This is a genomic window from Bacillus sp. AR4-2, assembly GCF_008274865.1.
GTDB lineage: Bacteria > Bacillota > Bacilli > Bacillales > Bacillaceae_G > Bacillus_A > Bacillus_A cereus.
The window spans coordinates 3,668,739-3,682,131 of record NZ_CP031062.1 but is presented as its reverse complement, the minus strand read 5'-3'; the positions used below and the strand labels follow the sequence as shown (position 1 = coordinate 3,682,131).

The window sequence follows — 13,393 nt, the reverse complement described above, 5'->3', positions numbered from 1 at the left end:
TGAAATGGGAAAAATAGCATTTCTTTTTCCGGGCCAAGGTTCACAGGCAGTTGGAATGGGTAAACAATTAGCAGAGAATAATAAAGAGGTTGCAAAAGTGTTTGCAAAAGCAGATGAGGTGTTGGAAGATTCACTTTCAGAAGTGATTTTTGAAGGACCGCAGGAAAAGCTTACATTAACAACAAATGCGCAGCCTGCATTATTAACAACGAGTTTTGCTATTTTGACAGCTTTGAAAGAGTATGACATTACACCTGACTTTGTCGCTGGTCATAGTTTAGGTGAATATAGTGCTCTTGTAGCAGCTGGTGCATTAACTTTTGAAGATGCTGTATATGCTGTAAGGAAACGTGGCGAATATATGGAAGAAGCTGTTCCGGGCGGGGAAGGCGCAATGGCAGCTATATTAGGTGCTGACCCACATATGCTGAAACAAGTTACAGAAGAAGTAACAAGTGAAGGATATGCAGTGCAAATCGCTAATATGAATAGTACGAAGCAAATTGTGATTTCTGGAACGAAGCAAGGCGTAGAGGTTGCTTCTCAAAGAGCGAAAGAAAATGGTGCAAAGAGAGCGATTCCACTAAAAGTAAGTGGGCCATTCCATTCTTCACTTATGAAGCCGGCAGCTGAGAAGTTCCAAAGTGTTTTAAATGAAATTACAATTCATGACACGAATATTCCTGTTATTGCAAATGTTACGGCGGAAGTTATTACACGTGGTGCAGACATTCAAGAAAAGTTAATCGAACAGCTTTATTCGCCTGTATTATGGTACCCGTCTATTGAATATATGGTGAACCAGGGAGTAGATACATTTATTGAAATTGGACCTGGAAAAGTACTTGCTGGACTTATGAAGTCAATTGATTCATCAGTAAAAGCATATGCGATATACGATGAAGAGACATTAAAAGATACCATTTCAAATTTGAGAGGAGAAAACTGATGTTAAAAGGGAAGGTAGCATTAGTAACTGGCGCTTCACGTGGAATTGGTCGCGCGATTGCGATTGATTTAGCGAAACAAGGGGCAAATGTAGTAGTAAATTATGCTGGTAATGAACAAAAAGCAAATGAAGTAGTAGATGAAATTAAAAAATTAGGTTCTGATGCAATTGCGGTAAGAGCAGATGTTGCAAATGCTGATGATGTTACAAATATGGTGAAACAAACAGTAGATACATTTGGACAAGTTGATATTCTTGTAAATAATGCTGGTGTAACGAAAGATAATTTATTAATGCGTATGAAAGAAGAAGAATGGGATACAGTTATTAATACAAACTTAAAAGGTGTATTCTTATGTACAAAAGCAGTATCTCGTTATATGATGCGTCAACGTCACGGTAGAATTATAAACATCGCTTCGGTTGTTGGTGTTATAGGAAACCCAGGACAAGCTAACTATGTTGCTGCTAAAGCGGGTGTTATTGGATTAACAAAAACATCTGCAAAAGAGTTAGCAAGTCGAAATATTACAGTGAATGCAATTGCGCCGGGCTTTATTGCGACTGATATGACGGATGTACTAGATGAGAATATTAAAGCCGAAATGTTAAAAGTTATTCCAGCTGCTCAATTTGGTGAAGCGAAAGATATCGCGAATGCTGTAACGTTTTTTGCTTCTGATCAAAGCAAATATGTTACAGGTCAAACGTTAAATGTTGATGGCGGTATGGTAATGTAATAAAAGAATCGATTTCACCTAGTTTTTTTGGTCAATATTTAATATAATATTTGAGGGGAGGTGAATGGAATGGCAGATGTTTTAGAGCGCGTAACAAAAATCATCGTTGATCGTTTAGGAGTAGAAGAGACTGAGGTAGTACCAGCTGCAAGCTTCAAGGAAGATTTAGGAGCAGACTCCCTAGATGTAGTAGAACTTGTAATGCAATTAGAAGATGAATTCGAAATGGAAATTTCTGATGAAGATGCTGAAAAGATTGCTACTGTTGGCGATGCTGTGACTTACATAGAGAGTCATCTATAATGCTTAAGTGAAGTCCCGTTTTTTAGCGGGGCTTTCTGGCTTATATCTGGAGGGACCTATGCCGTACCGAAAATATAGAGAAAAAAAATACGAAACAAAATATCGTGAAGCATTTAAAGTGTTTCAAGAAAAGATAGGTATTACGTTTACAGATGAAAAATTATTGATTCAAGCATTTACGCATTCATCGTATGTGAATGAGCATCGAAAAAAACCGCATGAAGATAATGAGCGTCTTGAATTTCTTGGAGATGCAGTATTGGAACTGACTGTATCGCAGTATCTGTTTCAAAAATATCCGACAATGAGCGAAGGAGAGTTAACAAAACTACGTGCAGCTATTGTATGTGAGCCATCTCTTGTTCGTTTTGCGAACGAATTGTCATTTGGTAGCCTTGTTTTATTAGGAAAAGGTGAAGAAATGACAGGTGGACGTGAACGACCAGCTTTATTAGCGGATGTCTTTGAAGCGTTTATTGGTGCCCTTTATCTTGATCAAGGGCTAGAAACAGTTTGGGAATTCTTAAAAGAAATTGTATATCCGAAAATTAATGAGGGTGCTTTTTCTCATGTGATGGATTATAAGAGTCAGTTGCAAGAATTGATTCAGCGTGATGGCAGTGGCAATGTTGAGTATCAAATTTTGCAAGAAAAAGGACCAGCTCACAATCGAGAATTTGTGTCACGTGTTACGTTAAATAACGTAGCTTTAGGTCTTGGTAGTGGTAAGTCGAAAAAAGAAGCAGAGCAACAAGCTGCTGCAGAAGCATTGAAAAAATTAAAAGAACAACTATAAGGAATCCCCCTTTGAATGAGGGGGATTCCTTGTGCATAGAATGAAACTTTCTTTTTGTTTATAATGAAAAAGAAGGTAAATCCGTATAATACTTGTTTTTGTATAGAGAACATTTATAACGACGGAGAATAGGAGGAAGGCCTTTCGTGTTTTTAAAAAGATTAGAAATAGCAGGGTTTAAGTCTTTTGCTGAGCGTGTATCTGTTGATTTTGTCCCAGGTGTAACTTCTGTAGTAGGACCTAATGGAAGCGGGAAAAGTAATATTACTGATGCAATTCGCTGGGTACTTGGTGAACAATCTGCAAAATCATTACGTGGTGCAAAGATGGAGGATATTATTTTTGCAGGCAGTGATACGAGGAGAGCGGTTAATGTTGCTGAAGTAACAATAACTTTAAATAATGAAGATCAACGTTTACCAATTGAATACAATGAGGTGTGTGTAACACGTCGTGTATCTCGTTCAGGTGATAGTGATTTTTATATTAATAAACAATCATGTAGATTGAAAGATATTATCGATTTATTTATGGACTCTGGTATGGGAAGAGAAGCTTTTTCAATTATTAGCCAGGGGAAAGTGGAAGAGATTTTAAGTAGTAAGTCAGAAGAGCGTCGAGGTGTATTTGAAGAAGCGGCAGGCGTACTAAAATACAAACTTCGCAAAAAGAAAGCTGAAGGGAAATTAGCAGAAACACAAGAAAACTTAAATCGTGTACAAGATATAATTCATGAATTAAGTAGTCAAGTAGAACCTTTAGAAAGACAAGCTTCTATTGCGAAAGATTATCTTGAGAATAAAGAAGAATTAGAGAAAGTAGAAGCCGCGCTTATTGTCCATGAAATTGAAGAATTGCACGAGAAATGGGAAGCGCTTCGAAATCAGTTTGGGCATAATAAAAACGAAGAAGCTAAAATGTCAACGAATTTACAAAAAAGTGAAGAAGAGCTTGAGGAATTACGAGGACAATTACAAGCGGTAGATGAGTCTGTAGACTCGTTGCAAGAAGTACTTCTTCTTTCTAGTAAAGAGCTAGAAAAACTTGAAGGGCAGCGTGAGTTGTTAAAAGAGAGAAAGCAAAATGCTACGACGCATTGTGCGCAACTTGAGCAGTTAATTGTTGAATTAACAGAGAAAGCTAAAAGTTACGATGGTGAGATTGAGTCAAGTACAGAAGCTTTAATGCAATTTGTGAATGAAGTAAAAGAGTTGGAGCAAAAATTGCATGATAATGAGCAACTGCTTGCTACTTTTGCTGACAATTTAGAGGAACAGATTGAGAATTTAAAAGGTGACTATATTGAGCTTTTAAATCAACAAGCTAGTCATCGTAATGAATTATCTATGATTGAAGAACAATCTAAACAGCAAACGTCTAAAAACGAGCGTCTAGATGAAGAGAATGCGAAATATGTAGAAATGCGTATGGAAATTACAGCGAAAAAGACGAAACTTGTAGAAAGTTACGAACAAGCGAAAGAAAAAGTAGCTGGCATTCTCTCAAACATACAGAAGACAGAGGCGGCGCTTGGGAAATGTAAGACGCAGTATAGTGAAAATGAAACAAAACTGTATCAAGCATATCAATTTGTGCAACAGGCACGTTCTCGAAAAGAAATGCTTGAAGAGATGCAAGAAGATTATTCTGGATTCTATCAAGGTGTACGTGAAGTATTGAAAGCTAGAGAAAATAGGTTGCAAGGTATCGAGGGTGCTGTTGCGGAACTGTTAACGGTACCGAAAGAATACGAAGTTGCAATGGAAATTGCTCTAGGTGCAGCGATGCAGCACATTGTTGTACAAACAGAGGAGCATGCTCGTAATGCGATAGCATTTTTAAAGCAAAATAAACATGGACGTGCAACGTTTTTACCGCAAGCTGTTATTAAAAGCAGGTCTTTATCATTTGAGCAATTACGCATTGCAAATCAACACCCATCGTTTGTAGGTGTGGCGGCAGAACTTGTGCAGTACAACAATAAATATGAAAATGTAGTTTCAAATTTATTAGGTACGGTTATTGTTGCGAAAGATTTACGCGGAGCAAATGAGTTGGCGAAACAACTGCAATACCGTTATCGCATTGTAACAATCGAAGGTGATGTAGTGAATCCTGGCGGTTCTATGACTGGTGGGGCGGTAAAGCAAGCGAAATCTTCTTTATTAGGACGCCAACGTGAACTGGAAGAGTGGACTCGCAAGTTAACTGATATGGAAGAAAAAACAATGAAGTTAGAAAACTTTGTTAAAGCAGTAAAACAAGAGATTCAAGAAAAAGAAGTGAAAATACGCGAACTAAGGCAAACTGTAGAAGTAGATCGTGTAGATGAGCAGAAATTAAGAGAAGAGATTAATCGTCTAGAATTAGAAGAACATCGTATTAATGATCGATTGTCTATTTATGATTTAGAGATTGAAGGGTTTTTACAAGATCGAGTAAAAATGCAAGGGCGTAAAGAGGAGTTAGAAGGGATTTTAACGAATCTTCAAGCTGATATCACTAAGTTAGATAGTAAAATTGTAGCTTTAACAAAACAAAAAAGTGAGCAACATTCTTCGAAAGAAAAAGTTCAAAAAGAAATGACGGAGTTAAAAGTTCTGGTAGCTGAAAAGCAACAACGCTTATTTAATCAAAAAGAAAAAGTTGAACGATTGACGAAGGAAAAAGAAGAAACGGATGCGACACTTGTAAAAACGAAAGAGGATTTAGCGTTCTTAAAACAAGAAATGACATCTAATTCAAGTGGTGAAGAGCAAATTACGAATATGATTGAGAAGAAAGCATATGATCGTAATCAAACTTCAGAATTAATTCGCTCTCGTCGTGAACAACGTGTATCGTTGCAAGAGAGGGTAGAACATTTAGAGCGCAATTTGAAAGAAACGACAGGTAAACATAAATATATTCTTGAAATGTTGAAAGATCAAGAAGTGAGAATAAATCGACTTGATGTAGAGTTGGAAAATAGATTACAACATTTACGTGAAACATATACGATTTCATTTGAAGCGGCAAAACTAAAATATACAATGACAATGCCTGCAGAAGATGCGCGTAAGAAAGTAAAATTAATCAAATTATCTATAGAAGAGTTAGGTACAGTGAACCTAGGGGCAATTGATGAATATGAACGTGTAGCGGAGCGTCATACATTCTTACTAGAGCAGAGAGACGACCTAGAAGAAGCGAAAGCGACATTGCACCAGCTTATTACCGAAATGGATGAAGAAATGAAAAAACGCTTTTCTACTACGTTTGAAGGCATTAGAATGGAGTTTCAATCGGTATTCTCTGAATTATTTGGAGGCGGTAGAGCGGATTTAGTAATGACTAATCCAGAGGATTTACTAAATACGGGTATTGATATTGTAGCACAACCGCCAGGGAAGAAACTGCAGAACTTAGGTTTACTTTCAGGTGGAGAGCGTGCTTTAACAGCAATTGCGCTTTTATTTGGTATTTTAAAAGTACGCCCAGTACCATTCTGTGTACTAGATGAGGTAGAGGCAGCCCTTGATGAGGCGAATGTAGCTCGTTTTGCACAGTATTTAAAGAAATTCAGTAATGAGACGCAGTTTATTGTAATTACACATAGAAAAGGTACAATGGAAGAGTCTGATGTGTTGTACGGTGTAACAATGCAAGAATCAGGGGTATCTAAACTTGTTTCGGTTCGTTTAGACGCCGGAGAAGAACTTGTTGCAAGTGAATAGGAAGGATGGGAAAGTATGAGTTTTTTTAAAAAACTAAAAGAAAAAATTTCAAAACAAACGGATACAGTTACAGAGAAATTTAAACAAGGATTAGAAAAAACGAGAAATTCATTTGCGGATAAAGTGAATGATTTAGTGTATCGTTACCGTAAAGTGGACGAAGATTTTTTCGAAGAGTTAGAAGAAATCTTAATCGGTGCAGACGTTGGCGTTGCGACGGTAATGGAATTAATTGACCAATTGAAAGAAGAAGTACAACGTCGTAACATTCAAGATCCAAAAGAAGTACAAGCTGTTATTTCAGAAAAACTAGTAGGAATTTACAAAGGCGACAGCGATTTTAGTAACGAAATTAATATGCAAGAGGACCAATTAACGGTTGTTTTATTTGTTGGTGTTAATGGTGTAGGAAAAACGACGACAATTGGTAAACTGGCGCATAAGTTTAAATCAGAAGGTAAGTCAGTCCTATTAGCGGCAGGAGACACATTCCGTGCTGGAGCGATTGAACAATTAGAAGTATGGGGCGATCGCGTTGGTGTAGAAGTGATTAAACAAGGATCTGGATCTGATCCAGCGGCGGTTATGTATGACGCTGTACAAGCTGCGAAAGCACGTAAGGTAGATGTATTACTATGTGACACAGCAGGACGCTTGCAAAATAAAGTAAATTTAATGAAAGAATTAGAGAAGGTGAAGCGTGTAATTGAGCGTGAAGTACCAGGTGCTCCTCATGAAGTATTACTTGTTATTGATGCAACAACAGGACAAAACGGTTTAAGCCAAGCGAAAACATTCCGTGAAGCAACGAATGTAACTGGTATTGTTTTAACGAAGTTAGATGGAACTGCTAAAGGTGGTATTGTATTAGCGATTCGTAACGAAATGGATGTACCAGTGAAGTTTGTTGGATTAGGAGAGCAAATGGATGACTTGCAACAGTTTGATCCAGAACAATATGTGTATGGTTTATTTGCGAACTTAGTAGAAACAGAAGAAGTATAAGTGAAAGGAGCGGTATTTCCGCTTCTTTTTCTATAAAAAATATATGATGTTAAGAAAAAAACTTGACACTCTTTTGGACTACATGTAAACTAATTCATGTAAAGGGAAATCACTTAACAAAGGATGATCCAACATGCTCGAAAAAACAACGAGAATGAACTATTTATTTGATTTTTATCAATCGTTGTTAACGCAAAAACAAAGAAGTTATATGTCGCTTTATTATCTAGATGATTTATCTCTTGGTGAAATTGCGGAAGAATTTGATGTAAGTCGCCAAGCCGTGTATGATAACATTAAACGGACTGAAGCGATGCTTGAAGAATATGAAGAAAAATTAGTATTACTTCAAAAGTTTCAAGAGCGACAGCGACTTGTTGCAAAGCTAAAACAGCTAATCAGCGAAGAAGAGCATGTGAATGAAGAAATGAAACAAGTTGTTGAAGCTATCGAAAAATTAGATTAGGAGGGCGGCAATATGGCATTTGAAGGATTAGCCGACCGACTTCAACAGACAATGCAAAAAATCCGCGGCAAAGGAAAAGTTTCTGAAGCCGATGTGAAAGAAATGATGAGAGAAGTTCGTCTAGCTCTTTTAGAAGCAGATGTTAACTTTAAAGTAGTAAAAGATTTTGTGAAGCGTGTGTCTGAACGTGCTGTCGGACAAGATGTAATGAAAAGTTTGACACCTGGACAACAAGTAATTAAAGTTGTACAGGAAGAACTTACAGAACTTATGGGCGGAGAGCAAAGCAAAATTGCTGTTGCTAATAAGCCACCGACTGTTATTATGATGGTTGGTCTGCAAGGTGCGGGTAAAACAACGACGACAGGTAAGCTTGCGAATTTGCTTCGTAAAAAGCATAACCGTAAACCGATGCTTGTTGCAGCGGATATTTACCGTCCAGCAGCGATTAAACAGCTTGAAACATTAGGGAAGCAATTGGACATGCCTGTATTCTCTTTAGGAGATCAAGTAAGTCCTGTTGAAATTGCGAAACAAGCGATTGCAAAAGCAAAAGAAGATCATCACGATTATGTTTTAATCGATACAGCGGGTCGCCTGCATATTGATGAAGAACTAATGGATGAATTAGCGAAAGTTAAAGAAGTTGCGAAACCGGATGAAATTTTCCTTGTTGTCGATGCGATGACGGGACAAGACGCGGTAAATGTTGCACAAAGTTTCCATGAACAGTTAGGTTTAACAGGTGTTGTATTAACGAAGTTAGATGGTGATACGCGCGGTGGTGCTGCATTATCTATTAAGGCTGTAACAAACACGCCGATTAAATTTGCTGGTATGGGTGAAAAACTAGATGCAATTGAAGCGTTCCATCCAGAGCGTATGGCATCCCGTATTTTAGGGATGGGCGATGTCTTAACATTGATTGAAAAAGCGCAAGCTACAGTTGATGAAGAGAAAGCGAAAGAACTTGAGCAAAAAATGCGTACGCTTTCGTTTACGCTTGACGATTTCCTAGAACAACTTGGACAAGTGCGTCAACTTGGGCCGCTTGATGAATTGTTAGGAATGCTTCCTGGTGCAAATAAAATTAAAGGGCTGAAAAATGCACAAGTTGATGAAAAACAAATTGGGCATATTGAGGCAATTATTCGTTCTATGACTAAATTAGAACGAGAACAACCGGAAATAATCAATGCTAGTCGCAAAAAGCGCATTGCCAAAGGTAGCGGTACAACTGTACAAGAAATCAATCGTCTAATTAAACAATTCGATGACATGAAAAAAATGATGAAGACGATGACGGGAATGCAAAAAGGTAAGAAAAAAGGACTAGGTGGATTGAAGTTTCCATTCATGTAAGGAAAAAAAGATGGCTCTGTTAAGAAAAAATACTTTACAAAGCAATAGTCTTTTTGCTAATATAATTATCTGTGTGAAATAAATTCGGAGGTGCTTTATAAATGGCAGTTAAAATTCGTTTAAAACGTATGGGAGCTAAAAAAACTCCTTTCTATCGTGTAGTTGTTGCAGATTCTCGTTCTCCTCGTGACGGACGTTTCATTGAGGAAATCGGAACTTACAATCCAGTTGCTCAACCAGCTGAAGTTAAGATCAACGAAGAAGCAGCATTAAAATGGTTAGGAAATGGTGCTAAACCATCTGATACAGTTCGTAACTTATTCTCTAACCAAGGTATCATGGAGAAATTCCACTTATCTAAACAAGGTAAGTAATTGAGGCAATGACTATGAAGAAGTTAGTCGAGACGATTGTCAAGCCTCTTGTCGATTATCCTGAAGATGTAAAAGTTACACAGGAACTTTGCAACGGAGAGATAAAGTATCGATTAACTGTACATCCTGAGGATGTTGGAAAAGTCATTGGAAAGCAAGGGAGAGTTGCGAAAGCGATTCGAATGCTCTTGTATTCAGTGGGACATCATAATGATGAAAAAGTAACACTGGAAATTCAATAAACGTAAAAAAGGGCGAGGAGTTATTCCTCTCCCTTTTTTAACATTTAAATAGAGAGTGCATGTTCCATCTGTGAAATGGAGATGCTTAATTTATATAGAAACCAGGGGTGACATACTATTTATGACAAAATGGTTTAACGTAGGGAAGATTGTAAATACTCATGGCGTAAGAGGGGAAATCCGTGTTATTTCTCGTACTGATTTTCCAGAAGAGCGATATAAAGTAGGAAACACGTTATACATATCGAATGAGAAAGGCACAGACTACCTTCCGGTGAAGGTAACTTCTCATCGCCAACATAAGACATTCGATTTATTAACATTTGAAGGATATAACAATGTAGATGAAGTAGAGAAGTTTAAAGGTTCTTTAATAAAAGTACCAGAAGAGCAGTTAGGTGAACTTGCTGAAGGTGAATACTACTATCATGAAATTATTGGTTGCAGTGTTGTAACGGAAGAAGGAGAAGCGCTAGGGACAATCAAAGAGATTCTATCTCCTGGTGCAAATGATGTTTGGGTAATTAAACGCCCGAAGGGTCAAGATCTCTTAATTCCTTATATCGATGACGTTGTACTTCAAGTTAATATTGAAAATAAATTAGTAACCATTCATGTAATGGAAGGGCTGCTATAATGAAAATTGATATTTTAACGTTGTTCCCAGACATGTTTACCGGTGTATTTGGATCTTCTATATTAAAGAAGGCGCAAGAAAAAGAAGCGGTAAACCTTCGTGTTGTTAACTTTCGTGATTATACAACAAGTAAGCATAATAGCGTAGACGATTATCCTTACGGCGGAGGAGCTGGTATGGTCCTTACTCCTCAGCCTATTTTTGATGCTGTAGAAGATTTGACGAAAGAGACAGAGCGTAAGCCTAGAGTTGTCTTAATGTGTCCGCAGGGCGAAAGATTTACGCAGAAGAAAGCGGAAGAGCTTGCAGGGGAAGAACATTTGATCTTCGTATGTGGGCATTATGAAGGGTATGACGAACGAATTCGTGAGCATCTCGTAACGGATGAGATTTCTATTGGTGACTATGTATTAACGGGCGGAGAATTAGCCTCTATGGTTATTACTGATAGTGTTGTACGTCTCTTGCCAGGTGTGCTAGGAAATCATGCTTCACAAGTAGAGGATTCGTTTAGTACAGGTTTATTAGAGCATCCTCATTATACACGTCCAGCTGATTTTCGTGGTATGAAGGTACCGGATGTATTAATGTCAGGGAATCATAAAAACATTGATGAATGGCGACATAAGGAATCTTTGCGTCGAACGTATACGCGTAGACCTGATTTGTTAGATGAGAGAGAGTTATCTAAACAAGAGAAAAAATGGCTTGAGGAAATAAAGCGAGAGCAGTAATAACTTCATATATTTGCTATTGCAACAGGCCTAGTAATATGCTATTATAACATTTGTGCTACTGAAATCAGTAGCCGTATTAACGATGTTCCGCTGTAATTTATTAAGACTTTATAAGAGCATCTGTTTAAAGGAGAGAATTTAATATGCAACAATTAATCGCAGAAATTACAAAAGGCCAATTAAAAACTGACCTTCCTTCATTCCGTCCTGGTGACACTTTACGTGTACACGTAAAAGTTGTTGAGGGAACTCGTGAAAGAATTCAGCTTTTCGAAGGTGTTGTAATTAAACGTCGTGGTGGCGGAATCAGTGAAACATTCACAGTTCGTAAGATTTCTTACGGTGTAGGTGTTGAGCGTACATTCCCAGTTCACACGCCAAGAATCGCGAAAATCGAAGTACTTCGCCGTGGTAAAGTACGTCGTGCTAAGTTATACTACTTACGTAACCTTCGCGGTAAAAAAGCACGTATTAAAGAAATTCGATAAGACATGTATGGGAGCTTGTAAATGCACAAGCTCCCTTTTTCCAATCTATATGAAATTTTGGTATAATACGAGCAGTTTACATAACCGTGGAGGGGAAATGCATGAAAAAAGAGAAGAGTTCACTTTGGGAATGGATTAAAGCAATTTTGATTGCTGTTGTATTAGCTGGTGTTATTAGACAGTTTTTCTTTGCGCCAATTCTCGTAGACGGGGTATCGATGGCACCTACTTTACATGATCGTGATCGAATGATTGTGAATAAAATTGGTTATCACATTGGAGATCCAAAACGCTTTGATATTATCGTATTTCGAGCAACAGAAGATAAAGATTACATTAAGCGCATTATAGGCCTGCCAGGCGATGAAATAGAGTATCGTAATGATAAACTGTATGTTAACGGAAAGGCTTATGAGGAGCCGTATTTAGACAAGCAGAAAAAGCAAATTGCTGATGGACCGCTTACATATGATTTTAATCTTGAAGAAATGACAGGCAAGAAAACCGTTCCAAAAGATCAATTATTTGTTTTAGGTGATAATCGTCGTTTTAGTAAAGATAGCCGTTCAATCGGTACGATTTCAATGGATCAAGTAATTGGTAAAGCTAATATGTTATATTGGCCGTTAGAAGACGCACGTATTGTGAAATAAATGAAAAAGAAGGTGGCAACATGGTAATTCAATGGTTTCCAGGGCATATGGCGAAGGCTAGACGCCAAGTAACGGAGAAATTAAAATTAATTGATGTTGTAATTGAACTTGTAGATGCTCGATTACCATTATCATCTCGAAACCCAATGATTGATGAAATCATTACACATAAGCCAAGGCTTGTTGTTTTAAATAAAGCGGATATGGCGGATGATCGTTTAACAAAACAATGGATCGCATATTTTAAAGAAAAAGGCCATATGGCAATTTCGATTAACGCGCAAGCTGGACAAGGTATGAAGGAAATTGCAGCAGCTTGTAAAGTGCTTGTTAAAGAAAAATTTGATAAAATGGTTGCGAAAGGTATTAGACCGAGAGCGATTCGTGCATTAATTGTAGGTATACCAAATGTTGGTAAATCTACATTGATTAATAAATTGGCAAAGAAAAATATTGCTAAAACAGGAGATCGTCCAGGTGTGACAACAGCTCAACAATGGATTAAAGTTGGGAAGGAAATGGAATTGTTAGATACACCAGGTATTCTGTGGCCTAAATTTGAAGATCAATTAGTGGGTCTTCGTTTAGCGACAACGGGTGCAATTAAAGATTCAATTTTAAATTTACAAGATGTAGCTGTTTACGCATTACGTTTTATGGAGAAACATTATCCAGAACGCTTGAAAGAACGCTATAATTTAAATGAGATTCCAGAAGATATTGTGGAATTATTCGATGCAATTGGAAAAAATAGAGGCTGCTTAATGGGCGGCGGAATGATTGATTATGATAAGACATCTGAGCTTGTGCTTCGTGAGCTTCGTGGTGGCAAACTTGGAAAAATGACGTTTGAAACACCGGAAGAGTTTGGAGAGCAAGTGGAAGATGTGGAAAAAATAGAAGAAGTATAAGACGTGCGTTTGTG

At 37.6% G+C, this 13,393-nt stretch carries 15 protein-coding genes; all 15 read left to right on the top strand.

What is annotated here, in order from left to right; translation table 11 throughout:
* Positions 1-4: 4 nt before the first annotated feature.
* The 15 genes from fabD (at position 5) to ylqF (ending at position 13,379) form a co-directional block, all read left to right on the top strand.
* Positions 5-949: an ACP S-malonyltransferase gene (gene fabD / locus DN399_RS18865; RefSeq protein WP_000515899.1), complete on the top strand. Its 945-nt coding sequence runs from the start codon at positions 5-7 to the stop codon at positions 947-949.
* Positions 949-1,689 (top strand): 3-oxoacyl-[acyl-carrier-protein] reductase, encoded by a 741-nt coding sequence (fabG, locus tag DN399_RS18860; protein WP_000911773.1) that lies wholly within the window; start codon positions 949-951, stop codon positions 1,687-1,689. The genes fabD and fabG overlap by 1 nt, the downstream gene beginning before the upstream one ends.
* 69 nt (positions 1,690-1,758) lie before the next feature.
* A complete protein-coding gene (acpP, locus tag DN399_RS18855; protein WP_000786062.1) occupies positions 1,759-1,992 on the top strand; it encodes an acyl carrier protein in 234 nt (77 codons plus the stop codon).
* 58 nt (positions 1,993-2,050) lie between these two features.
* Positions 2,051-2,788, top strand: a complete 738-nt coding sequence (rncS, locus tag DN399_RS18850) for a ribonuclease III (RefSeq protein ID WP_001146875.1) — start codon at positions 2,051-2,053, stop codon at positions 2,786-2,788.
* A 146-nt stretch (positions 2,789-2,934) separates the two neighbouring features.
* A complete protein-coding gene (gene smc / locus DN399_RS18845; RefSeq protein WP_000478974.1) occupies positions 2,935-6,504 on the top strand; it encodes a chromosome segregation protein SMC in 3,570 nt (1,189 codons plus the stop codon).
* A gap of 15 nt (positions 6,505-6,519) precedes the next feature.
* A complete protein-coding gene (ftsY, locus tag DN399_RS18840) occupies positions 6,520-7,509 on the top strand; it encodes a signal recognition particle-docking protein FtsY (protein WP_000007655.1) in 990 nt (329 codons plus the stop codon).
* Between the two features lie 133 nt (positions 7,510-7,642).
* Entirely contained in the window at positions 7,643-7,975 is a 333-nt protein-coding gene (locus tag DN399_RS18835; protein ID WP_000891062.1) for a putative DNA-binding protein, read from the top strand.
* Between the two features lie 12 nt (positions 7,976-7,987).
* Positions 7,988-9,337 (top strand): signal recognition particle protein, encoded by a 1,350-nt coding sequence (gene ffh / locus DN399_RS18830; RefSeq protein ID WP_000863460.1) that lies wholly within the window; start codon positions 7,988-7,990, stop codon positions 9,335-9,337.
* A gap of 101 nt (positions 9,338-9,438) precedes the next feature.
* A complete protein-coding gene (rpsP, locus tag DN399_RS18825) occupies positions 9,439-9,711 on the top strand; it encodes a 30S ribosomal protein S16 (protein ID WP_000268750.1) in 273 nt (90 codons plus the stop codon).
* Positions 9,712-9,725: 14 nt separating this feature from the next.
* Positions 9,726-9,953: a KH domain-containing protein gene (locus DN399_RS18820; RefSeq protein WP_000737401.1), complete on the top strand. Its 228-nt coding sequence runs from the start codon at positions 9,726-9,728 to the stop codon at positions 9,951-9,953.
* A gap of 121 nt (positions 9,954-10,074) precedes the next feature.
* On the top strand, positions 10,075-10,590 hold the full coding sequence (gene rimM, locus DN399_RS18815) for a ribosome maturation factor RimM (RefSeq protein ID WP_000170278.1): 516 nt from the start codon (positions 10,075-10,077) through the stop codon (positions 10,588-10,590).
* Positions 10,590-11,324 carry a tRNA (guanosine(37)-N1)-methyltransferase TrmD gene (gene trmD / locus DN399_RS18810; protein ID WP_000686903.1) on the top strand — a complete coding sequence of 245 codons (735 nt, stop codon included), beginning with the start codon at positions 10,590-10,592 and terminating at the stop codon, positions 11,322-11,324. The genes rimM and trmD overlap by 1 nt, the downstream gene beginning before the upstream one ends.
* 146 nt (positions 11,325-11,470) lie before the next feature.
* The gene (rplS, locus tag DN399_RS18805) at positions 11,471-11,815 is read left to right on the top strand and encodes a 50S ribosomal protein L19 (RefSeq protein WP_001186516.1); all 345 of its coding nucleotides are present in this window, start codon (positions 11,471-11,473) and stop codon (positions 11,813-11,815) included.
* Positions 11,816-11,916: 101 nt separating this feature from the next.
* The gene (lepB, locus tag DN399_RS18800) at positions 11,917-12,468 is read left to right on the top strand and encodes a signal peptidase I (RefSeq protein WP_000711853.1); all 552 of its coding nucleotides are present in this window, start codon (positions 11,917-11,919) and stop codon (positions 12,466-12,468) included.
* A gap of 20 nt (positions 12,469-12,488) precedes the next feature.
* Entirely contained in the window at positions 12,489-13,379 is an 891-nt protein-coding gene (gene ylqF, locus DN399_RS18795; RefSeq protein WP_000236704.1) for a ribosome biogenesis GTPase YlqF, read from the top strand.
* The last annotated feature ends 14 nt before the right edge of the window (positions 13,380-13,393 follow it).